This is a genomic window from Kitasatospora sp. NPDC052896 (assembly GCF_044547075.1).
Lineage (GTDB): Bacteria > Actinomycetota > Actinomycetes > Streptomycetales > Streptomycetaceae > Kitasatospora.
In genome coordinates this window covers 26283-48926 of record NZ_JBITZU010000033.1, presented here as the reverse complement: position 1 = coordinate 48926, position 22644 = coordinate 26283, and the positions used below count along the sequence as shown (strand labels likewise).

Annotated in this window: 20 protein-coding genes and 2 pseudogenes; 10 read left to right on the top strand and 12 right to left on the bottom strand. The window is 72.0% G+C overall.

The window, feature by feature from the left end:
* Window positions 1–86: 86 nt before the first annotated feature.
* From ACIGXM_RS34545 to ACIGXM_RS34510, 8 genes and pseudogenes are all read right to left on the bottom strand, one after another.
* Window positions 87–1910 carry a non-ribosomal peptide synthetase gene (locus ACIGXM_RS34545; RefSeq protein ID WP_396568039.1) on the bottom strand — a complete coding sequence of 608 codons (1824 nt, stop codon included), beginning with the start codon at window positions 1908–1910 and terminating at the stop codon, window positions 87–89.
* A gap of 81 nt (window positions 1911–1991) precedes the next feature.
* On the bottom strand, window positions 1992–2993 hold the full coding sequence (gene sbnA, locus ACIGXM_RS34540) for a 2,3-diaminopropionate biosynthesis protein SbnA (protein WP_396568037.1): 1002 nt from the start codon (window positions 2991–2993) through the stop codon (window positions 1992–1994).
* Between the two features lie 43 nt (window positions 2994–3036).
* Window positions 3037–4065 carry a 2,3-diaminopropionate biosynthesis protein SbnB gene (gene sbnB, locus ACIGXM_RS34535; protein ID WP_396568035.1) on the bottom strand — a complete coding sequence of 343 codons (1029 nt, stop codon included), beginning with the start codon at window positions 4063–4065 and terminating at the stop codon, window positions 3037–3039.
* A gap of 297 nt (window positions 4066–4362) precedes the next feature.
* Window positions 4363–4647: a helix-turn-helix transcriptional regulator gene (locus tag ACIGXM_RS34530; RefSeq protein WP_396568033.1), complete on the bottom strand. Its 285-nt coding sequence runs from the start codon at window positions 4645–4647 to the stop codon at window positions 4363–4365.
* A 93-nt stretch (window positions 4648–4740) separates the two neighbouring features.
* Entirely contained in the window at window positions 4741–4974 is a 234-nt protein-coding gene (locus ACIGXM_RS34525) for a hypothetical protein (protein ID WP_396568031.1), read from the bottom strand.
* A gap of 298 nt (window positions 4975–5272) precedes the next feature.
* Window positions 5273–5800 carry a hypothetical protein gene (locus ACIGXM_RS34520; RefSeq protein ID WP_396568029.1) on the bottom strand — a complete coding sequence of 176 codons (528 nt, stop codon included), beginning with the start codon at window positions 5798–5800 and terminating at the stop codon, window positions 5273–5275.
* A gap of 276 nt (window positions 5801–6076) precedes the next feature.
* Window positions 6077–7117: a response regulator transcription factor gene (locus tag ACIGXM_RS34515; protein ID WP_396568027.1), complete on the bottom strand. Its 1041-nt coding sequence runs from the start codon at window positions 7115–7117 to the stop codon at window positions 6077–6079.
* Between the two features lie 332 nt (window positions 7118–7449).
* Window positions 7450–7708, bottom strand: a pseudogene (locus tag ACIGXM_RS34510) (hypothetical protein); the annotation flags it as partial.
* Window positions 7709–7966: 258 nt separating this feature from the next.
* Between ACIGXM_RS34510 and ACIGXM_RS34505 the strand changes: the two are divergent.
* The 9 genes and pseudogenes from ACIGXM_RS34505 to ACIGXM_RS34465 all read left to right on the top strand — a co-directional run bounded on the left by ACIGXM_RS34505 (window position 7967) and on the right by ACIGXM_RS34465 (window position 16174).
* Window positions 7967–8734, top strand: coding sequence for a helix-turn-helix domain-containing protein (locus ACIGXM_RS34505; protein WP_396568025.1), 768 nt, complete (start codon window positions 7967–7969; stop codon window positions 8732–8734).
* A 286-nt stretch (window positions 8735–9020) separates the two neighbouring features.
* Window positions 9021–9509 (top strand): SigE family RNA polymerase sigma factor, encoded by a 489-nt coding sequence (locus ACIGXM_RS34500; RefSeq protein WP_396568023.1) that lies wholly within the window; start codon window positions 9021–9023, stop codon window positions 9507–9509.
* Between the two features lie 61 nt (window positions 9510–9570).
* Complete coding sequence (locus tag ACIGXM_RS34495) at window positions 9571–10350, top strand: hypothetical protein (protein WP_396568021.1); 780 nt, start codon at window positions 9571–9573, stop codon at window positions 10348–10350.
* Window positions 10351–10685: 335 nt separating this feature from the next.
* Window positions 10686–12425 carry a D-alanyl-D-alanine carboxypeptidase gene (locus ACIGXM_RS34490; protein ID WP_396568019.1) on the top strand — a complete coding sequence of 580 codons (1740 nt, stop codon included), beginning with the start codon at window positions 10686–10688 and terminating at the stop codon, window positions 12423–12425.
* Window positions 12426–12633: 208 nt separating this feature from the next.
* Window positions 12634–12987: a VOC family protein gene (locus ACIGXM_RS34485; protein ID WP_396568017.1), complete on the top strand. Its 354-nt coding sequence runs from the start codon at window positions 12634–12636 to the stop codon at window positions 12985–12987.
* 466 nt (window positions 12988–13453) lie between these two features.
* A complete protein-coding gene (locus tag ACIGXM_RS34480) occupies window positions 13454–14032 on the top strand; it encodes a SigE family RNA polymerase sigma factor (protein WP_396568015.1) in 579 nt (192 codons plus the stop codon).
* Window positions 14032–14598, top strand: coding sequence for a PASTA domain-containing protein (locus tag ACIGXM_RS34475; protein ID WP_396568013.1), 567 nt, complete (start codon window positions 14032–14034; stop codon window positions 14596–14598). Before ACIGXM_RS34480 ends, ACIGXM_RS34475 begins: the two co-directional genes overlap by 1 nt.
* Window positions 14599–14791: 193 nt before the next feature.
* Window positions 14792–15184, top strand: coding sequence for a hypothetical protein (locus tag ACIGXM_RS34470; RefSeq protein WP_396568011.1), 393 nt, complete (start codon window positions 14792–14794; stop codon window positions 15182–15184).
* 236 nt (window positions 15185–15420) lie between these two features.
* Window positions 15421–16174: pseudogene (locus ACIGXM_RS34465) on the top strand (SDR family oxidoreductase).
* A 368-nt stretch (window positions 16175–16542) separates the two neighbouring features.
* Here ACIGXM_RS34465 and ACIGXM_RS34460 read toward each other — a convergent pair.
* The gene (locus ACIGXM_RS34460) at window positions 16543–17784 is read right to left on the bottom strand and encodes a beta-propeller fold lactonase family protein (protein WP_396568009.1); all 1242 of its coding nucleotides are present in this window, start codon (window positions 17782–17784) and stop codon (window positions 16543–16545) included.
* Between the two features lie 1010 nt (window positions 17785–18794).
* Window positions 18795–19367: an exonuclease domain-containing protein gene (locus ACIGXM_RS34455; RefSeq protein ID WP_396568007.1), complete on the bottom strand. Its 573-nt coding sequence runs from the start codon at window positions 19365–19367 to the stop codon at window positions 18795–18797.
* 361 nt (window positions 19368–19728) lie between these two features.
* On the opposite strand from ACIGXM_RS34455, the gene ACIGXM_RS34450 reads away from it, so the two are divergent.
* Window positions 19729–20085 (top strand): hypothetical protein, encoded by a 357-nt coding sequence (locus ACIGXM_RS34450; RefSeq protein ID WP_396568005.1) that lies wholly within the window; start codon window positions 19729–19731, stop codon window positions 20083–20085.
* Window positions 20086–20573: 488 nt separating this feature from the next.
* Here ACIGXM_RS34450 and cobF read toward each other — a convergent pair whose 3' ends face one another.
* Both cobF and ACIGXM_RS34440 read right to left on the bottom strand, forming a co-directional pair.
* Window positions 20574–21338, bottom strand: coding sequence for a precorrin-6A synthase (deacetylating) (gene cobF / locus ACIGXM_RS34445; RefSeq protein ID WP_396568003.1), 765 nt, complete (start codon window positions 21336–21338; stop codon window positions 20574–20576).
* A gap of 127 nt (window positions 21339–21465) precedes the next feature.
* Complete coding sequence (locus tag ACIGXM_RS34440; protein WP_396568002.1) at window positions 21466–22590, bottom strand: HoxN/HupN/NixA family nickel/cobalt transporter; 1125 nt, start codon at window positions 22588–22590, stop codon at window positions 21466–21468.
* Between the last annotated feature and the right edge of the window lie 54 nt (window positions 22591–22644).

The following is a 22644-nucleotide window of genomic DNA, read 5'->3' as shown; positions in this document are numbered from 1 at the left end:
GCGGCAGCGTGTGCCGGGCGCTCGTGCTTTCGCGCGGGGTGGTGCCCGTCGGTGCGGGCGGTGGTGGGTGCCGGGACGAGGGGCCGCTACCGGCTCGCGGCCGGTGCCGCCTCGGCCGCGACGGCCGCTCTCACCAGTGCGGCCTGTTCGGCGAGGGTGGGGGACTGCATCATCCGGGCCGCGTTCACCCTGACCCCGAAGCGCGCCCGGATGCCCTTGACCATCCGCATGACCTGGAGCGAATGACCGCCCAGCGCGAAGAAGTTCGCCTCCGGGCCGGACGGCGGCACGCCCAGCACGTGCTGCCAGACGTCGGCCAGCGCCCCCATGGTCGCGTCCTCCCAGTCGACCACCCCGGAGGTACCGTGCACGTCGCCGGACCCGGCTGTCCCCGGGGCGGGCAGCGCGCGTCGGTCGATCTTGCCGCTGGGCGTGCGCGGCCAGACGTCGACCCGGACGAAGACGCCGGGCACCATGTGGCGCGGCAGCCGGACCGCCGCGTGGGCACGCAGCCGCGACTCGTCGAAGGGGTGGTCCCGGTCCGGGCGCACGTACCCCACGAGACCCTGCTCCGCACCGTCCAGCCGGGGCAGCACCACGGCGCCCGCCACGGAAGGGTGTTCCTGCAACCAGTTCTCGATCTCGCCGAGTTCCACCCGGTGGCCCCGGATCTTCACCTGGTGGTCGGCCCGTCCCAGCAGTTCGAGCGCGCCGTCGGCGCGCAGCCGCCCGAGGTCGCCGGTGCGGTACAGCCGGTCCCCGGCCGACCCGAAGGGGTCGGCGACGAAGGACCCGTCGGTGAGCTCGGGCCTGCCGTGGTAGCCGCGCGTCACACCGCCGCCCCCGATCCACACCTCACCGCGCTCGCCCACCGCGACCGCGCGCATCCGCTCGTCCAGGACGCGGACCGTGGTGTCCGGCAAGGGGCGGCCGACCGGGACGGCGTGCCGGTCGGCCGGGGTGACGTGGTGAGCGGTGGACCAGACGGTGGTTTCGGTGGGGCCGTAGATGTTCCACACCGAGCCGCACCGCGCGACCAACTCCGCTGCCAGCGAGGGCGCGAGCGTCTCTCCGCCGCACAACGCCACCCGGAGGCCACCGGTCCACCCGGCGTCGAGGAGCAGCCGCCAGGTCAGCGGGGTGGCCTGGAGGACCGTCGCGCCGCTGCCGGCCAGCAGGTCGCGCAGCGCCTCGCCGTCGAGCACCTGCTGCTCGGTGGCGATCTCCACGGTGGAGCCGTGGACCAGCGGCAGGAACAACTCGACGAGGACGGGATCGAAGGAGGCGGAGGTCACCGAGAGCCAGACGTCCCCCGGCTCGGGCCGCACCACCGCGCCCATCGCGAGGACGCCCTTGACCAGGCAGCGGTGGTCCACGGCCACACCCTTGGGGCGCCCGGTGGAGCCCGAGGTGTACATGATGTAGGCGAGGCTGTCGGTCGTCGCGGCGGGCGTCGGCCGACCGTCCCGGGGCGGGCCGGCGACCGCGCTCCGGGCCGGCGGTTCCGGCTGGTCCAGCGTCAGCACGTCGGCGGTGCCGGCCCGATCGGCGAGTCGGGCCACGGTGAGCGTGGTCGCGGCACCCGAGTCGTGCAGCATGTGCTCCTGCCGCTCGCGTGGGTAGGCCGGGTCGACGGGGACGAACGCGGCTCCCGAACCGAGCACGGCCAGCAGGGCGACCGGCAGTTCCACGGACCGGTCGACCATCACGGCGACCACCTGCCCCGGGCCGACCCCCCGCTCCGCGAGCCGGGCCGCCGCCCGGTCGCCGGCCTCGACCAGTTCCCGGTAGCTCAGCGACCGGGCACCGCAGCGCACCGCCACCCGGTCGGGGGTGCGGTTCGCCTGTTCGGCGACCAGCTCGTGGAGCCCGCGCCGCGGCCACGGCGGCGTCGAGATCGCATCAGACATCCCGGATTCTCGGCTTTCTGGTAGGTGGGACGTGGAACCCGTACGGCACGGGGCCGGCGCGTGCGGTGGGACGTCCGGCGGTCAGCCGGGCACGCCGGACACGGCGAGGCGCTCGGCCCGCGCCGGCTCCTCCAGCGCGGCCGGGCCGTAGCTCTCCCGCACCCAACCGGGCTGGTACACCGAATCGAGGTAGCGCTCGCCGAGGTCCGGGGAGACGGCGACCGCGGTGGTCCCGGCGCCCGGCCGGTGCTCGGCGAGCCAGCGCGTCGCACCGCTGACCACGGTCCCGGTGGAACCGCCGAACAGGTAGCCGTGGCCGGCCAGCCGGTGGCAGGTGCGCAGGGTGTCCAGCTCGGGAACGAGCACGACGTCGTCCACGAAGGACTCGTCCAGCATCAGCGGCCGAACTCCCGCGCCCAGCCCCGGGATCAACCGCGGTCCCGGCGGTCCGCCGAAGGAGACCGAGCCGACCGAGTCAACGGCGACGACGGTGACCTCCGGCCGCGTCTCGCGGAAGTAGCGGGCGCAGCCCATCAGCGTGCCGGTGGTTCCGGCTCCCACGAAGAGCACGTCCAGGTCCGGGAACCGCTCTGCGACGGCCGGTGCGGTCTGCCGGTAGTGCGCCATCCAGTTGCTGGGGTTGGCGTACTGGTTCAGCCAGACGTAGCGGCTGTCGGCGGCGCACAACTCCCGCACGTGGGCCAGCCGCGCACCGAGGAAACCGCCGTCGGCGCTGGGTTCCACGACGGTGTGCACCTGGCCGCCGAACGCCTCCATCAACTGCCGGGTCGTCAGGTTGCACCGGGTGTCGGTCACGCACAGGAACCGGTAGCCGCGGCTGGCCGCGATCATGCTGAGTGCCACGCCGAGATTGCCCGAGGAGGACTCCACGAGGATGGAGTCGGGCGACAGCAGGCCGTCGCGCTCGGCCGCGTCCACGATCGCGGTCGCGGCCTTCAGTTTGATGGACCCGGCGAAGTTGAAGCCCTCGCACTTCAGGTACAGCGGAACCGCGAGGACGGCGCCCAGATCCACGTAGAGATCATCGACGTTGAAGTCCTCGGGGCGAGAGACGATCGGCACGGAAAACCTCCATTCGAAACGGCAGGGCGGGTTCGAACGGTGGCTATCCGTAGCGGCGCAGCTCCGAGTGGAAGTCGTCGATGACGGTCAGCCGGCCGGCGCGCCGGACCTCGTCGTGGACGTGCTTGCCGACCGCGAGGTCCAGCACACCGAGGCCGAACGGGGAGAAGATGACCGGGCGGTCGGTGGGGATCTCCACGGTGCCGCACATCACGTCGTACAGCGTTCCCGTCACGAACTCGCGGTGGCCCACCCGCTGTTCGGCGAGGTGCGGCGAGGTGTCCGCCTTCAGGCAGTGCTCGACGTCGTCCAGGATGTTCGTGGAGCCCAGCACGATCTCCGGGGCCAGATCACGCAGGGACACGTGCAGCACCAGGGGATTGTGCGCGAACCAGTCCGTCTCCGTGACGTGCGGCACCGCGGCGACGGTCGCGAACACCACCAGGTCCGAGGATCGGATCAGTTCCTCCGCACTGCGGTGGACGGTGATCCGGGCGCCACCGGCGGATCCCTCGAGGTAGCCGCGGAAACCCTCGGCGTGCTCGGCGGAGAGGTCGTGCACCCCGACTTCCTCGAACGACCAGTCGGTGCCGACCAGGTGGGTGTGGACGTAGCGGGCGATCAGGCCGCTGCCCACGAAGCCCACCCGGGTGGGGCGGCCCCGGTCACGGCTCAGCCAGTCCGCGGCGAGTGCCGCCGAAGCCGCGGTCCGGACCGCGCTGATGACCGAACTCTCCAGGCAGGCCATGGGATATCCGGTCTCGTGGTCGTTGAGGATGAGCACCGCCGAGGCCCGCGGGATCCCCTCCTTCACGTTCTCCGGAAAGCTGGAGATCCACTTCAGCCCGTCCACGGCGGACTCCCCGCCGAGGGAGGCCGGCAGGGCGATGATCCGGGATGTCGGGCGGTCGGGGAACCGCAGGAAGTACGAGGGCGGATTGACCGTGTCACCGGAGCCGTGCAACCGGTAGGTGGACTCGACCAACTCGGCGATCTTCTTCTCCTGTCCGGCCAGGACTTCCCGCACCTGGGCGCCGGAAATCACGCCGAACGAAGGGACCGCAACGGGCATGGAAAACTCTCCGATTGGGGTGGTTCTGCTTGGACGGGACTACGAATGAGCGAAGCGCCGGAAAGGGTCCGCGCACCGTCTGCTCGCGCCGCGTACGGCGGAGGCGAGGGGTCGGCCGCCCGTACCGGCGCGCTGTCGCGCCGGGCACGGGCGTGGACGTGGTGACCCGCCACCACGTCGGGGAACGCATGCGCGTGGTCCAGTTCCTGGAGGAGCTCCGCTCCTCGCCCGGGGACGGGTCCCTCCAGGCGCAGCCGGTCGAGCGGGCGGTGTTCCCGGTGAGAACGGCGGGGTCCGCTACCTGGACGACCCGACGAGGTCGGTCTCCACTCGTCGGGTCGTCCACTCGGCGCCGAGGAGCCTGGTGCTGTCGTCGAGGGCGATCGCCAGGCGCAGGAGATGGGCGCGGCTCCTGACCCCCGTCTTCCCGCGGATGCGGCGCAGGTAGGTGTCCACGGTGTGGGGGCTGATCTGCATGCGCCGCGCGATGGACTGGTAGGTGTACCCCTCGGCGAGCAGGCCGAGGACTTGCCGTTCGCGGTCGCTGAGTGAATCGCCGCAGGCGATGGTCTCACTGTCCACGGTGTGCCGTCCCTCCCGCGAGGACCCGGTGGTACCAGCGTGTCTTCCCGACTCGTCCAGGGCTGTCACGGCGAGTGCCGGGGCACCCGCTGATCAGCGGCCTCCCCAGCCACTGTCACCGGTGCCGTCCGGGACGACGAGGTGCGGGGCCTGACCGGCCTCGACCGTGGCGTGCTGGACGACGGAGCTGTGGCCGCCCCAACCGGTGTCGGTGGCCGGCAGCGCCTGCGACGTCGTGGGGGCGGGCGCCGCGAGCGCGGAGACGGCGACGGCGAAGGCGGCGGCGGTCAGGGCGAGTGCGGTGGCGGCGATGCGCGGGCGGTTCATGTGGCGAACTCCTCGGAGAACGTGGATCTGCTCCGGCAGTCCCGATCCGGGACTGCCTCGTGACCAACAGCATGACCAACACGGGCCCCGCGGGCCACACGAGGTCCCACTCACCAAGCTGCACCACATCAAGGCGAGGAGGGGACAAAACCACCGTGAACCCCCGATACTCCGTCAAATACCCGGACGATCCGGCTCGTTGAGCTGACGTTCCCGAGGCGGGACGCCGGGTGGGGGAGTGTCCGCCATGCGCCGGACCGTGATGGGACGTCAGCAGTCGTGGATCGATGAGTCTCCGTCAGGGCCGCGGCGCCCCGTGGACCGACAGGACCAACAGCACGCAGGGCGCGTGCGCTTCGCTCAACGTGGTCGTGAAGCCCGCCGGCACGTAGAACGCCGAGCCGACCCTCAGCCGGAGACCGAGCGGTCGGCCGGCGGGCGGTGGGACGAGGTGATCCCGTGGCGGCTCGACGTGCGCGTGGCAGCCGCCGCGAACGGGGAGCAGCAGGAGGTCGGCCTCCTCCGGGAGCGAGTCGCTGCTCCTGCCCGGCGGCACCGACCGGAAGGCGGCGTCCACCCCGGCCTCCAGCCACGCGCCCAACCCCGAGGTCAACTCGGTGGTGTTCGAGTCACGTTGCAAGCGGGCGGCGAGAACGTCGGCCGCGGTGGGCGAGCAGGCGGTCCTCGGTCCGGGGGGAGCGAGCCTGCCCAGCACCATCTCGCCGCCCCGGGGCCACACCAGAGCGGGGCTGGTGCCCCGGGACACCGACAGGCACAGGGCGATGTCCCGCAGGAACGTCTCGATGCCGTGGCCGGCTGACTCCATGTCCGACTCCCCCTCCGCTCTCCGCCCTCTTCCCCCGGTGCGGGAGGCGGACGCGTCAGTCGTGAGCCCGGGGAAACCCAGACCGACGTTCCGCTTCCCGCACCGGAGGGGGGAGCGGACGCGACAAGTGCCTCATCCGACGCGGGAGCCGGCATGACGACCCCCCACGGGTCGGGCTGTCCGGCCTCCCACGCGCCATCCTTCCGGGCCCCGCGCCCGGTGCGGTAGCAACGGGATCCCGGTACCGGGCGGAGAGCTCCGTCGAGGGGGTGCCGGTCAGGTGCTGATGTCGGACGTCTCCTGGAGGTGGTCCGGAGTGAGCAGGCCACGGGAGGCGGCGAGCACCCCGGCCTGGAAGCGGCTCTGGGCTCCGAGCACGGCCATGATGTCGGCGATGTGCTTCCTGGCGGTCCTCAGTGACATGCCGAGCCGGCGGGCTATCGTCTCGTCCTTCACGCCCGCCGCCAGCAGGCGCATGATGGTCCGGTCGATGTCCTTGGCGACCGCCTCCAGGCCGTCCGCGGCCGCCTCGGAGAACGGCTGCGCCTGGGTCCACGTCTGCTCGAAGATCGAGCACAGGTACTCGATGATCGACGGCTCGCGGATGACGACGGCGCCCCAGGTCGCGGAGCGCTCCGGGATGAACGCGACCTGCCGGTCGTAGACGATGAGCCGACCGAACAGTTCGTGAGCGGTGCGGTATTCGGCGCCCAGCGTCGACAGCGCGGCGACGTACGCCTGGCTGGGGCCGTTGAAACGGGCGGTGTGGTGGTAGAGCGTGCGCATCCGCACCCCGCGCGACAACATCGCCCGGTCCCGGGTGAGAGCCTCTTCGAGCACCTCCGGGACCCGGTTGCCTCCCGGCTGGCTGGCCAGCATCTCCTCCCTGCAGTCCGCCGAGGCACGCGTCAGCGCCAGCCGGACCTCCTCCTTGCGGGGGATCACCTCGATCTCGGAGGTTCGGCGCAGACCCTCCAGGTAGTGGCTCCGCAGGCTGCCGAACCGCTCGCGGATCTGCTGCAGCCGCGCCTGCTGCTCGTGGATCGAGCTCTCCAGGGACGCGGTCCTCATCGACGCCACCAGATCGGGATCGACCGTGCGCAGCCGGTCGGGATCATCCGCATCCGTCCGGAGCAGTCCCATCCTGGTGAGCGAGTGCAGGGCCGTGGCGACCGCCTCGGGCGTCAGTCCCAACTCCCGTGCACCGTGCTGGAGATCGATCTGCTCGTGCTGTGCCGCCCATCTGTAGACGGCCATCTCTTCACTGTTCGGCTCGATGCGGTGGCCGAGCGGCACACCGTCGTTGGCCAGTGGCATGTTCTGTCCTTACCTGGTCGCGCGCGGGCCGCACGGCACCCCGTGCGGCTCCCCTGCCGAGAACATCATCTGCCCTGGTCATGCGGCAAGTTGGCACTCGTGGAGGCGTCGCCGCGTCGGTCACAGTCTCGTAATGCCGTGGCGGTGCGCCGCCGGCCGGGCGGCTCGGGGCAACGGGCGCGGCGGCGGAGGACGGCGAGCCCGAGCTCGGTCAAGGGCGCGACGGTCACCAGTGCGGACGTCGTACCGAGCACCAGCGTCTCGGTCGTCCGTGCGGCCGTGGGCCGGGATGACGGAGGATCAGGGCCGGCGCTGAGGACGGCGACGACCAGGCCCAGCCGGCCGACCTCGACGCCGCCGTCGACCGCGGTGGGACGGACGCTCGCGGCCTCGTCCAGCTTGATCCGGCGGCACGCGCCTTCGAACGCGACGTCGCCGAGGCGGCCGACGGTCCGGAGTTCGGCGCTGGCCGCCCTGGCCTCGACGCGGGAGCCGGCGGGCAGTTGCCCGGTCCGCGGCGATGAACTGGACGCGTCCGGCGGGGATGTCCAGGACGGCGGAGATCGGGGCGGGGGTGTCGAACTTCTGCATCGTGCTTCTCCCTCGTGCTTGCGGATCGCTGTTTCCGAATAATGGAAACGCTACGTTGCTTTCCATAACGAAATAGCGAGATTCTTGCGCATGATGGGAATCCATGCAGGTGGATGCGGAGCAATCGTTGCAATGCCCTCTCGTTTAACGCAACGATGGCACGGTTGATCATTGCAACAAGTTGGAGATGAATGCTAGGGTGGCGGCGTCGAGCCGAGTAGCGCCATGGGGTACCCGTGGGGCAGGAAAGGGGTCGTGATGCCGGGAGGCAGGCTCACCCAGCAGGAGCGTCAGCAGATCGCGGTGGGGCTGGCCGACGGCCTGGCCTACGCCGAGATCGCCCGCCGTCTGGACCGTCCGACCTCCACGGTCACGCGTGAGGTGATGCGGAACGGCGGCCCCACCGGCTACCGCGCCGACCTGGCCCACCGTGCCGCCCAACAGCGCACCCACCGGCGCACGCAGGCCACCGCCCAGGGGGCGCAGGTGCTGCCGCAGGCCCACGGACGCGACGCCGAGGCCGTGGGCGAGTACCAGGAGACCCTCACCACCGTCTTCATGACCTCGGGCCTGCCCAAGATGATGGCTCGGGTGCTGGGCTGCCTCTACACCACCGACACCGGCAGCCTCACCGCCTCCGAACTCGCCGAGCGCCTCCGGGTCAGCCCGGCATCCATCTCCAAAGCGATCACGTTCCTCGAGAGCCTGGACCTCGTCCGCCGTGAGCGCGACGAACGCCGCCGCGAGCGCTACGTCGTCGACGACGACCTCTGGTACCAGGCGATGCTCCGCAGCGCCCGGGCCAACGACCAGTTCATCGAGACCGCACGGCAGGGCATCGGCATCCTCGGCCGCGGCACTCCGGCCGCCACCCGCCTCGAGAACGCCGCCCGCTTCCTCGACTTCGTCAGCGAAGGGCTCATCCGCGCCGCGGAGCAGGGGCGCGAAGTCCTCTACTCCAGGACCGAGACGACTCCCGACAGCACCGCCACGCCGCGTGCACATCGCGAACAGACCGCTCGGTGAGCCCGACCTCGCGAAGGTGGGCTTGCTCGACCGGGTCGTGCGCGGCCTGGACGGCGGTCGGCGCCGGGGCCGGTGCGCCACCGCCGGGCGAGGGCGTGGCCGCCGCCGGGCCGAGTGCGTGATCGTTGATCCAGCGCTGTGCGAGCCGACCACCTCGACGCCATGGGCGGGCTCATCGGTGGCGGGATTCGCCGGCCCCTGCAACGTCGTCGCCGACTCACGGCGTTAGCCAGGCATGGACCACTCACCGACGACCGCTCAGGCGCCGCCAGAGCCGCTCGACTTCATGGAGTTCGCCACGGCCTGTGGCGGGCAGCTGCACAGGACGGCGTACCTGCTCACCGGCGGTGACCGACACCTCGCCGAGGACCTGGTGCAGGAGGCGCTGAGCCGGATGTTCGTCCGTTGGCGGCGGATCTCCCGGCTGGAGAACCCGGCCGGCTACGCGCAGGCCGTGCTGGTCAACACCTTCCTGTCGCTGCGCCGCCGGCGCAGCAGCGGCGAGCGGGTGACCTTCGAGTTCCCCGAGATAGCCGTCACCGACACCGACCCCGCGCTGCGCGTGACCCTGCTGCGCGCGCTGCAGGAGGTCTCCCCGCAGGACCGCGCGGTCCTGGTGCTGCGGTTCTGGGAGGACCGCAGCGTCGAGGAGACCGCGACCGCGCTGCGCCTGAGCGCCACCGCCGTCCGTTCGCGCAGTCACCGGGCGCTGAACCGGATGCGCGCCCTGCTCGGCGACAGTCTCACCGAGCGCGTGGCGGCCGAACCGCGCTGAGCGCGCCGCCGCCCCGTCACTTCTCGTCTCTTCCCACCGGATTCGAAAGCAGGCTTCTGCTATGTCCTTCGAGGACGACTTCAGTCATGCCCTGCGGGAGGCCGCCGAGGCCGTACCCCCCGCCCCACTGGACCTACTGGTGGCCAGTGCCGTCCGGCGCGGCCGGCGCCGCAGGCAACGGCGTGCGATGGTCGGCGCCGCCGGGACCGTGGCCGCGCTGGCGTGCGTGGGCGCGCTGACCCTTCAGCTGCGCTCGGGGGCCGCACCGGCCGCCGCCGAGGTCGACGCGGCCCCGCACCCGAAGCCCGTCACATCGGTCCTGGCCAGCCCGCCGGGCACGGCCGGTGCCACCCCTTCGGCGCCGGTCAGCGCTGACCGGTTGCTGGCTCTGTTCAAGTCGAAGCTGCCCGCCGACCTGCGGCTCAGCAGCCCGTTCACGCTGGACCAGACCTCGGGCCCGGTGGCCGCCTACACCGCCACGGACGGCAACGGCACCGGCAGCGTCGAGATCACCATCAGCCACGCGGCACCGCGAGCGATCCCGACGGCGAGTTCGGACTACTGCGGCAAGCCCGCCATCCCGGGCTGCGTCGCCACCGCGCAGCCCGACGGTGGCGAGCTGACGGTCCAACTGCCACCCCGGGCGGCCAGCGGGCAACAGTTGTGGAGCGCCACGCTGAACCGGCCCGACGGAACCACGGTGATGGTCAGCGCGGGCAACATCCCGGGCCCGGACTCCGGCAGGGCGACCCCCTACCCCAACGGGCCGCTGCTCAGCGGGACGCAGCTGTCCGACCTCGCCCTGGATCCGCTCTGGCAGCAGGTGGCCGCGGGCCGGTGACCGGGCCGCGGAACCGGTCCGGTCGGCACGCGCGTCCGATCACGTGCCGCCCGCGCGTCGGCATGGACCCCGAAGGGGTCCGCACACCTCCACCACCGGCAGGTGCGGCACGCGCGGCCGCGGGTCCCAGTCGCGGCGGGGTGCCCGCGGAGGGGTGCGACAGCAAGGAACTGGGGCGGCCTCGGCCGCCGATCCGAGGATGAGATGACGGGGTGCCGTTCGGCGCGCCCGTCACGTGGAAACGGGAGGTACGAGTGGCGGGCGAAACCCCGGACGGGGTGGGGCGGGAGTCGTTGGGGGAGGCCACCGGGAGGACGGCCGATCCGCGGGGTGCGGTGTGCCGCGTAGCGGTGCCGGGGGCCGGGACTGCGGCCACCGTCGCGGACGCCGAGCCGTCACGGCTCGATCCCACGCCGGACGGCGCCCCCGGACCAGCGGAGGGTGAGGCCGGACCGGCGGCGGCCGGGGCCGCCGAGGTCGGCCCGGAACCCGTACTCGACGGGTCCGAAACCGCCGAGGCGCCGGACGCGGCCGCCGGTGGGTCCGACGCTGGTGAGTCCGACGCCGCCGATGGTGCCCCGCCCGCCGAACCCGCGGTGAAGGCCGAGGGCAACGACGCGCAGGCCCCGGCCCGGGCCGGGAGCCCGGTGGAGGCCGAGCTGTCCGCGGAGGCCTCCGCCACCGGCCGGCCGGCCAGGTCCGACGCGCCCGGTGCGGCGACGCCCGGCACCGCCGTGCGAGCCCTGGAGCCCGCCGAGCGGGAGCGGACCAGGGAACAGCCGGCTCCGCCGGACCAGCCGATGAGGGCTCTCGCCGCGCTGACGAACACGCCCGCACCGCCGCCGACGCTCCGGCGCACCGTCCTGCGCCGGGTGAGGATCTGGACTCCGCTGCTCGCGCTGCTGACGGTGGCCTGCTGCGCCGTGCAGGTGCTGCGCCCCTTGCCCACCCCCGTGCTGGCCCTGACCGGCGCGTCGTCGTACACGTTCGCCGGCGCCCCGCCGGCCCTCGCGTGGCCGAGCGAGGGCGAGGCGGCCGTGGAGGTCGAGGGGCTGGGCAGTCTGGGAACCCATGGTGAGCAGAGGCCGGTGCCGACGGCCAGCATGGCCAAGGTGATGACCGCCTACGTGGTGCTCCACGATCACCCGCTCACGGGGGACGGGAGCGGCCCGGATATCGGCGTCGACGCGCAGGCGGAGCAGGAGTCCCACGCCCCGGACGAGTCGACGGCCCCGGTCACCGAGGGCCAGCGGTTCACCGAGCGTCAGATGCTGGAACTGCTCCTGATCCCCTCGGGCAACAACATCGCACGACTGCTCGGCCGGTGGGACGCCGGGACCGATGACGGGTTCGTGGCGAAGATGAACGCCGCCGCCCGGCAACTGGGCATGAACGCCACGACGTACACCGACCCCAGCGGCCTGGACGCCGGCACCGTCAGCACCGCACCGGACCAGCTGAAGCTCGCGAGGGCCGCGATGGAGGACGCCACGTTCCGTTCGGTGGTCGCGATGCCCAACACGACGATCGACGGCATCCCGGACCGGATCTTCAACAACAACAACGACCTGGTCAACCCGGGCGTCATCGGGATCAAGACGGGGTCGAGCTCGGCGGCGGGCGGCAATCTCATGTGGGCTGCCCGGCAGACCGTCGGCGGCAGGGAGCAGCTGATCCTGGGCGTCGTGATGGGTCAGCAGAGCGGCACCACGCTCGACAACAGCCTCAACAAGGCGCTGGCGGTCAGCCAGCAGCTGATGACGCAGGTGCAGAAGGCCCTGACCTCGGCCACCGTCATCAGGAAGGGCGAGGTCATGGGTTACGTCGAGGACGGGCTCGGAGGAAGGTCCCCGGTGGTCGCGGCCGCGGACCTGACCGTGGTCGGCTGGCCCGGGACGACGGCGCCGCTGGTGCTCTCCGCGGGCGCCACGGGCGTCCCGCACAGCGCGAAGGCGGGCACCACGGTGGGGACGCTCGGTCTCGGATCCGCGCCCGGCAGCCCGCGCATCCCGGTCGCCCTGGAGAACGACATGGCCGCACCGGGCGTCAGCGACAAGCTGCTCCGGTTCGGGTAGGGGCGTCTCCCGCCACCGGGCCGGCGGACGGGCGGCCGTGACGGACGGTCGGTCGCCGGCCCGGGTCGCTCGGGAACCGGCGCCCGAACCGACGGCTCCGCGCGGCCTCCACGGGTGTCCATACGGGCTGCCCCACGATTGAAGACGGGTGGAGCAGGCGATGGTGTGGTGCCAGCCCGTCCGATCGCCGTCCTGGCAGGATGGCGGCATGGAGCGTGTGCTTGGAATCGGTGGGTACTTCGTGCGGGCCGCCGACCCGGAGGCCCTGAACGCCTGGTACCGCGACTGCCTGGGGCTGGACGCCGATGAGCACGGCTTGTGGCGCCAGGCAGCCGGGCCGACGGTGTTCGCGACCTTCGAGTCCGGGACCGACTACTTCGGATCCCGCTCCCAGCAGACCATGCTCAACTTCCGGGTCCGCGACCTGGACGCGATGCTCGCGCAGCTCCGCGCCAAGGGAGCGGACGTGTCCGAGGAGACCCAGGACATGGAGGGTGTCGGTCGATTCGGCTGGGTCACCGATCCCGAGGGGAACCGGATCGAGCTCTGGCAGCCCGCCTGACCGTATCCTCACGCAGGCGGTGACGTGCGGGTGGACCACGGTGTCGTCGAGGTGTGAGCCTTGGTCAGGCCCGCGCGGCCATGCCCCATGGCGCTTTCCGTGGTCCGTCGAAGGAACACCTGGGTGAGGTCCCGCGGAGCTCGCCGCGCGCTGGGAGGCGCGGTGCGAGTCCGGGCGTTGCGACCGGCGGGGTGGCCGTCGCCGCCCAGCGCAACCTCTTCAACCGCATGGTCGGCCGGCTTCACCACCGTCTCCAGAAGAGCCGACTTCCCGGATCCACGTGTACGTCCCCGGCAGGCTTCGCCAGAGACGACCCGGGCCGGCAGCCGGAGCGCGGTCGGCTTCGGCCCCAAATTCGTGATCCGCGTCACATGTGGGCCGGTCGTGCAGCAGGCGGCAGCGAGTGGCCGTCATGCAGGCAGGAAACTCGTGAGGAGGAGTATATGCACGCATCGGTAACCCGCCGGTGATCGCGCGTCGGGGGGACGGGGACGGCGGCGATCGGGTCGACTTCGGCGAGTTCGTGCGGCAGCGGTCGGCGGCCCTGTTCCGCACCGCCTACCTTCTGACCGGCAGTCGAGAGCGTGCCGAGGACCTGGTGCAAGAAGGGCTGGAGAAGGCCTACCGGCACTGGCGGCGGATCTGCGCCACCGACTCGCCGGAAGCCTACGTGCGCCGGATCGTGGTGAACCTCGCCAACGACAGCTGGCGCAGCCGGCGCAGGGCCGGTGAATGCACTGAGCTCGTGGACCGCCCCGTCGGCGAGGACCCCTACCTGCTGGTCGACCTGCGCGACGAGCTCGTCCACGCCCTGCACGCGCTGCCGATGGGAATGCGCACCGCAGTGGTCCTGTACTACCTGCACGACATGGACGACCAGCAGATCGCCGAGGTACAAGGCGTCTCGCCCAGCACCGTGCGCTCGCAACTGGCCCGGGCGCTGGCGAAACTACGCGCCGCGCACGAGTTCTCCACTCCGCCGCCGGACAGCCGGGGCGAGCGCCGCCACGATCCCCTTCCACTGCAAAGGCGTGTGACGACCTGATGTCCCATCAGAGCACCGGTTCCCAGGGCCCCAACTCGAACAGCGACTTCGGAAAGGCACTGATCCAGGCGATGGACGACTTCGCGCACTCCACGACCGCTCCCACCTTCGACCCTGAGGGCATGGTGCGGCGCGCGCGCCGCCGGCGGGGCATGCTCGCGCTCGCGTCCTCCGGCGCGGTCATCGCCGCGACCGCGGTCCTGGTCGTGGCCTTCACCACCTCCCCCGAAAGGGGCCACGCCACCGCTGTTGCCGCCTCGACGCCCCCGGCCGCCCAGCGGGCCAGGGCGAGTTCACCCACCCGCCTCGATCCCCCTTGCGCGGCGGGCTGGCCCACGGACTACGTCGCGCCCCAGAACAGCGTCGCCGTGCCCAACGTCACGGGCTTGGATCAGCCGCACGCCACTGCCGCCCTGACCGCCGCCGGTCTGAGGGTCGCCCTCGTCCACCTGGACGAGGGCCTGGACGGACCCGCCCCCACGGGGGCGGTCGTCTGCACCAGTCCCATCGCGGGCACCCGCGTCGCCCCGGGCGAATCCGTCAGCATCTTCGTCGCCCACTACTGACCTCAACGCCGACACCCACCCCGGCGAGTTCGTACGTACCTTGGCTGGACCCCTGTGTGGCGGGCCCCTTCAGGGAGGGCCGCCGAGCGCGGTGGTCATGGCTGGACACCCGCGCCGCGCGGCGTAGGCTGCCGTGCGGGCTGACCACGGACCCGGGGGCGCCCGGTCACACTGGCGGGGGAGGAGCAACGCGGTGCAGGTTTTTGACGGCTGGCCACCGGCGTCCGGGCCGATACCCTCGCCGGTGGCTCGACCGGCCCGTCCGCCCGTCGGCTACGTCCTGGCCGTGGTGCTGTTCGGGCTGCTCGGCGCTGCTGTCGACGCGCTCTTCTCGTTCGGGATGCTGTTCGCGACGGACAGCTGTGGCACCGGTAGCGCGGGCGCCGCGTCGCCGGTGTGCACGCCCGCCGTGTGGGCCTCGCTCCTCGTCCTGCCGTGGGCGGGGCTGGCGGCGGGGGTGCTGGTGGCGGCGCTGGGCGCGGTCCGGCGTCGGCGGCGTGGGCGCTCGCCGTGGCTCGCACTGCCCGCCGGGGGCGCGCTGTACGTGGCCGTGTGCGCGGTGACGTACGTCGTGATCTTCAGCTGACCCGGGCGGCCTCGCGTCCTGATCGTCGCCCAGGCCGGCCCCGACGTCCGTGCCAGGCGCTCCGCGCGGGTGCGGGGGATCGCGCAGGGGCCGAAGCATCCCGCTGGCCGGGAGAGCCCAGGGGTTGTAGCGGCCCGGCACGTTCACAGGATCCCCGGGCGGAGGGACTCCGCGGAGCCGAGCTCGATGTCCGTTCACCGCCGGTACTTCTCGCGCCCGACCGGTGGGATGGGCCCATGACTTCACAAGCGACCCTGAACGGCAGGACGGCTCTGATCACCGGCGGCAGCCGCGGCATCGGTGCGGCGACGGCACTGCGACTGGCCCGGGAAGGTGCGGACGTGGCCGTCACCTACGTGCGCGGCGAGGAGGCGGCGCAGGACGTCGTACGGGCCGCTACGGCGCTGGGGCGCCGGGCCGTGGCCCTGCGCGCGGACTCCGCGGACGCGCAGGAGGCGGCGGACGCGGTGCGCCGTGCGGCGGAGGCGCTCGGGGGCCTGGACGTCCTGGTGAACAATGCGGCCGTCGGGCTGATCGCGCCCCTGGAGAGCCTGTCCCTGGCCGACGTCGACCGAGTCCTCGCCGTGAACGTGCGCGGGGTGTTCGTGACGGCCCAGGCGGCCGCCGCACGCATGGGGCGTGGCGCCCGGATCATCACCGTCGGCAGTTGCGTGACCCAGCGCGTGCCCGGCCCCGGCGCCACCCTGTACACGATGAGCAAGTCGGCTCTGGTCGGTCTGACGCGCGCCCTCGCCCGGGAGCTGGGCCCGCGCGGGATCACGGCGAACATCGTCCACCCGGGCCCGCCCGATCGACACCGACATGAATCCCGCGGACGGCCCCGCCGCGTCCGGCCAGGTGGCGTTGACCGCTCTGGGTCGCTTCGGGACGGCCGAGGAGGTGGCTTCCGTGGTGGCGTACCTGGCAGGCGGGGATACGGCGTACGTGACGGGCGCGGAGTTCGCGGTGGATGGCGGGCACGCTTCCTGAACCCGCGCGGGGCACACCGGTGTGCGGTGCGCGCCCCGCGCGTCGACGGCGACTCGACCGGCCGGGCGAACTCGCGCGCCAGGCCGGGACCCATGAGCGGCGTCACGGATGCTCCCGCCCCGCCCAGCGGCGAGGGCTTCGGCGTGGACGGTGTGGTGGCCGAGCTTCGCGGCGACCACGGACGGGGCGCCTGCAGGACGAGTCGCCACCGGGCGGCGGGGCGTCCGCGCAGAGCGGGGACGCCCCGCCGCGGCAAGTCGCCTGCCGAGCGTCGCGGGGTCCGCCGGTGGGACCGATCTGATGGCGCTACGGCCCCACCGGCCGTGTCCCCGCAGCCGCCACGGCGGCCGGCTGTGGGGGCACGCGTGTCAGGGCGTGCAGACGGCGTAGGGGGTGACGTTGGTGGTGTTGGTGCTCTGGTTGTCGGCGAGGATTTGCCAGGTGTTGCCGACGGGTCGGCTGGTGACCTCGGTGGGTGGGACGGCGCCGCCGCTCTGCTGGTATCCACCACCGGTGATCATGCTGCCGGTGGGGCAGCCGGCCGTGGCCACGACCGGGACCCTGGCTGTGGCCATCCCGAAGGGGCGGGGGCCGACGGTGATGGTGGTGGTGACGGTGTCGGTGGCGGTGTTGATCACCGATACCGTGCCGTCGAGCTCGTTGGCGACGTAGGCGCGGGTGCCGCCCGGGCTGAACGCCACCCCGTAGGGGTGGTTGCCGACGGGGATGGTGGTGGTGACGGTGTTGGTGGCCGTGCTGATCACCGACACGCTGTTCGAGTTGCGGTTGGTGACGTAGACGGTGGTGCCGTCGGGGCTGACCGCCAACGTCTGCGGGGTGGTGCCGACGGGGATGGTCGTGGTGACGGTGTTGGTGGCCGTGCTGATCACCGACACGTTGTTGGAGCTCTGGTTGGCGACGTAGACGGTGGTGCCGTCGGGGCTGACCGCCACCGCGATCGGCTGGGTGCCGACGGGGATGGTCGTGGTGGCGGTGTCGGTGGCCGTGTTGATCACCGACACCGTGTTGTCAACGAGGTTGTTGACGTAGGCGGTGGTGCCGTCCGGGGTGAATGCCACGCCGAACGGCCCGGTGCCGGCGGTGACGGTGGCGGTGACGGTGTTGGTCGCCGTGCTGATCACCGACACGTTCCCCGAGTTGGAGTTGGTGACGTAGACGGTGCTGCCGTCCGGACTGACCGCCGCCCCGGCCGGGTTGGTGCCGACGGTGACGGTGGCGGTGACGGTGTCGGTGGTCGTGTCGATCACCGACACGTTGTTCGAGCCGTTGTTGGTGACGTAGGCGGTGGTGCCGTCCGGGGTGACCGCCACCCAGAAGGGGTTGGTGCCGACGGGGATGGTGGCGGTGACGGTGTTGGTCGCCGCGTTGATCACCGACACGTTGTTCGTGGTGAAGTTGGCGACGTAGACGAAGGTCCCCGACGTCGCAGCGTGGGCCGGGACGGCCGCCGTCACCGGCAGCGCCACGGCCCCCAGCACAATCAGCCCCGCCGTCAGGGCGCGTACCCACGTCTCCCATCGCAGGGCCCGGCCCGGGCCCGTATCGTGTCGTGCCGGGCCGGGCAGGCGTCGTTTCCCAAGATTCAGCATCGCCGTACCTCTCGCTCGAAGAACCGGAAGGGTGGCGACGCAGGCCCCGGGGCCGGAACGGCCCGCACGACGACGGCGCACGCGGCCGACAGAGCCGGCCCCACCACGGCCACCGCCCGGACCCACGGCCGTGGGCCGTGCCCGGGCCGCGTGTTTTCGTGTCTCATCACCGGCGCGTCTTCGCCCTTACCGGTCGGGGCGGTTTCGCCACCGCGCTGACAGGACCTCGGTGGGCCACAGCCCACCGCGCCGTCAGAGTAGACACATTTGCAAGGAATATGATGGTTCGACACTTTCCATCCGCGTGATCCGGCCCGTGGGTGGGGTCGCTCCACACTGGTAGGAGTCTCTGATCGAGTCACCGGTGTTCCTGGGCCTGACGGCTCATGGGGTCACGGTGTGTGGTCACCGGGGGCGGACTTCTTCCAGGTTCCTCCCGCTTGAGCGGCAACGGCCTCGGTGTGGACGGAGTGGTAGTCGAGCATCCCGGCGACAACCGGGGGCGGGGTTTGAAGGACGAGCTGTTGCGGGGTCGCGGTCCGGCCGTGGAGAGTGGGAATGCCCGCGACGGTGAGCCACCTGCCGAGGCTCGCGGGGTCCATCGGCTACCCGGCTCGGCGCCCGGGGAAGAGCCGGTCACTGGCCGGAGGGGTGCCGTGCGGCCGGTTCGCCGGTTGACTCGGAAAGCGGCTGTGGTTCCAGGACGACCAGCTACCGCTGGCCAAGGCGCGGATGGACGCTGCGGTGAGCGGCACGGACTCGAGCGCCTGCGCGGGTGATCGCGACGGTATTCGCGTGCCTGGACGCCGCACCGATGACGTGGGTCGAGGACGACGGCAAGGGCGACATCATGGACCCGTACGACAAGTGCCTGGCTGCAGCGCGCAGTTGACACGCGGCTGGCCAAGGAGTATGCGGTGGTCCGGGTACCAGTCCTGGAAGTCCGTCTTGATGCTTCCCCGCCGCGATCCGCTGTCCGGCCTTCGCGTACGGAGGGATCCCTGGCGTGGTCAGGACGGATCCGGCCAGGCGCCCCGCTCGGACAGGTGGAGAACGAGGGCGGCGATGTTCCAGGCGTCGTCCTCGCCGCGGTGGTGACGGCCTTCGAGTCGGCGCCCGGCGATCTTCAGGGCCTGCGCCATGCCGGGGCGTTTGCGCAGGCCGTACGCCTCGGTGAAGGCCGCCTTGGCGTTGGTGTGGTGTCGGCCGAAGGGATAGGGCGTCCGGGTGGCCTGGCACTGCCGGGTGAACTGGTGGCGGTCGTACTCGCCCCAACTGGCCCACGGGTGGGATCCGGCGTGGTGGTCGGCTGCCAGCAGCCGGCACGCCTCGGCGAAGCTGACCCCTCCGTCCACCTCGTGCTGGGTGAGGCCGGTCAGCTCCGTGCAGAACTCGCTGACCGTGGACTGGGCGGGCCGCACCAGGATCCGATGGCGGGCGAGGCGCTCCCCGGCGGCCAGGTCGACGACGGTCAGCCCGATCTCGATGATCTCGCTGACCGCGCCCGGCGGTTGGTCGCCTGCCCAGCAGGTGGCTTCGACGTCCACGACGTTCAGGAGGCGCTCGGCCCCGGTGCTGTCCACAGCGGGAAGCGTAGGGGGGAGCGGCGGCCCGGGCACCTGATTTTGCCCGCGAGGGTGCGGGGCGACGGCGGTGCGGTCGGGCGGGTCGGGTTCCCGGACGAGGCGAGGTTCGCCACTCGGAGCCGGACACGGTGGCCCGCGCCGCAGGTGGTGCCCAAAAGCCCTCCCGCCCGCTTCGACAGCCGTGCCGGCGGGCCTGCCGGCCGACGCGGTCCCGTCGACGCCGGCTACAACGGGCGTGCGCCAAAGTGGAGTTGGATCACGCCAAAGAGCCGCTCGGCGGGTAGCCGCTGACGACAAACCGGCACCCCGGCTGCCAATGTACCTGCCGCACAGACCGTCATCTGGAAGGGATCCACCCATGCTGATGATCAACCGTGTCCTTGGTACCACGCTCGCGGCCGGCGCGCTCCTCCTGGTCGGACTCACCCCGGCGTCCGCGCAGGCGGTCACTCCCCAGCAGGCCGCTCCCGGGTCCACACAGGACTTCTACGCCACCGGTTGGGCCTTCTACTCCCAGGCCGTCGCGCTCAACAACGCGACGACCGCCGTGTACGGCGGGGCGAACGCCGCAGGCTACCCGTCGAGTGAGTGCACCACGATCGGCCGGTGGCTCTGGCCGACCGTCGCGGCGGGGGAGCCCGTGCGTTGGAACTCCGAAGTCGAGATTCAGTGCACCGCCCCGGCGGCCGCCAGCGCTACCGCCCACCTCCGCTAGGAAGGCCGGGAGCCGGCTGCGCGCAGTCGGCCACCCCACGCGTGGAGAAGTCCCGAGCCCGGTACCCCGCCCGCGCCGCGGGCATCGTCCCCGTCCACGTTCCACGTCGCGGTCCACGCCCTCGACCACCCCGGACCGAGATCCGGGGTGGTCGACCGCCCGGGATGGGACCCGGTACGGAGCCGGAAGATCATGCCCGTGGCGGCGTAGCCGCCCCAGTTGTAGCCGTCTCCGCGACAGCTGGAAGGCTTGGTGGTGCTCCTCGAATCCGCGCCGACCGCTTGGCTCCGGCGCCGGCCGCAGTTCCGTGAGTGATCTCCGTGGACGTGCGGAGGTGTCAGGTGGGCGGTCACCGACGGGCACCACCGGGCCAGGCGCGCCCCCAACTCAAGCCGGTCCGTCAGATGGTTCCGGGGACCCGGCCGAAGTGGTGAAGTTCGAGGCCGGGTGGGGCCCGCCGCCCGGTCCGGACGGCGGGCCGAGGTGCGTCAGCGCTCCGAGCGGCGCAGCAGGTAGGTGTCCATCAGCCAGCCCTTGCGGTCGCGGGCCGCCTTGCGCGCCTTGAGGACGCGCGGCGCGGTCTCGGCGAGCGGACCGGAGAGCAACACCTCGTCGGGCGTGCCGAGATAGGCGCCGTAGTGGATGTCGAGTCCGGCGGGGTCGATCTCGGCGAAGGCGGCCTGCCCGTCCAGCATGACCACCACGTCGTCCACGCCCTCCGGGAAGCCCTCGGCGAGCCGTCGGCCGGTGGTGACCTGGAACGGGCGGCCGACCCGGGTGAGGGTGGTGCGGTGCCGGGCGGCCAGGACCGAGATGCTGCTGATCCCCGGGATCACCTCGTACTCGAAGAGGTCCGGGGCGTCCCTGCGGGCCAGGACCTCCTCCACCACCGCGATCACGCTGTCGTACAGGCTCGGGTCGCCCCACACCAGGAACGCGCCCGTCTGGTCGGGACCCAGGTGTTCGGCGATCAGCCGGTCGACCAGGTCGGCGCGGCGGTGGCGCCAGTCGTCCACCGCGGCCGCGTAGGCCGGCGCGCCGCGGTCCCGTTCGGCGTCCGGGGTCTCGACCACCTGGTGGCCGGGCCGGGCGTGTTCGTCGAGCAGTTGCCGGCGCAGCCGGATGAGGTCCTGGCGCTGCTCGTTCTTGTCGAGGACGAAGAAGACGTCGGTGCGGGCGATGGCCTTGACCGCCTGCAGGGTCAGGTGGTCGGGGTCGCCCGCACCGATGCCGATGATGAGGATGTGCTGCATGACCTGGATTCTGCCTGGTCCCACCCGCCGGAGCTCGGCCGGCCCGTGGTCCGTGGCCGGGCGGGCCGGCGAGCCGGTGTGCCGGTGTGCCGGTGGAACCCCGTGCCGGGCCCGTACGGACGTGCTGTTACGCCGGTTCCTCGGCCTCCACGGCCGAGGCGGCGGCCGGGGTGGTCCAGCGGGCCTCGACCTTGCCGAAGCGCCAGTAGAGCAGGGCGACGACCCAGGTCAGGGCGAAGAGTCCGGCGATGGCGAAGCCGGCCTTGTTGATGTCGAAGTTCGCCATGAAGTCCCAGAACGGGCCGCTGAGGTGGAGCTCGGAGGTGAGGACGCCGAGCAGCTCGATGGTGCCGATCAGGAAGGCGGCGGCGATGGACAGGCCGGTGATGACGAGGTTGTAGTACACCTTGCGGACCGGGTTGGCGAAGGCCCAGCCGTAGGCGAAGTTCATGAAGCAGCCGTCCAGGGTGTCGAAGAGCGTCATGCCGCCGGCGAAGAGCAGGGGCAGCGCGAGGACGGCGTAGAAGGGCAGGCCGGCGGTGGCGGCGTAGGCGGTGGCGGCGAGCAGCACGACCTCGGTGGCGGTGTCGAAGCCGATGCCGAAGATCAGGCCGACGAAGAACATCTGCCAGGTGTGGTTGATCGAGCGCATGAAGCGGCCGAAGAAGCGCCACATCAACCCGCGGGCCTGGAGCTGCCGTTCGAGCTCCTCCTCGTCGAAGGTGCCCTGGCGCATCGAGCGGAAGACCTTGGCGATGCCGGCCAGCACGATGAGGTTGAGCAGCGCGATGAGGTAGAGGAAGCTGGCGGAGGTGACCGTGCCGATCACGCCGCCGACGGTCTCGTAGGTCGAGTTGGGGTCGACCATCGCGCCGAAGACGGCCTTGGCCGCGATGGTGATGCCGATGCCGACCACACAGATGATGGTGGAGTGGCCGATGGCGAAGAAGAAGCCGGTGCCGAGCGGACGCTTCTTGTCGGCCATCAGTTTGCGGGTGACGTTGTCGATGGCGGAGATGTGGTCGGCGTCGAAGGCGTGGCGCGCGCCCAGGGTCCAGGCGGTGAAGGCGACGCCGATGCCGACGCCGAGGCCGTCGTAGTGGAAGTGGTGGGGCAGCACGGTGAGGACGAAGATTCCCCAGCCGAAGCCGTTGAGGGCGAGGATGACCAGGGCCATCATGCCCAGGCGTCCCCACTCGGAGGGGTGGAGCGCGTCGCGGATCGATCTGAACCGGGTTGCCGGGGTGTTCATGGGCATCCTCCTCGGGATGCTCGCCGGGCAGGGCGGCACCCGAGTCGGCCCACG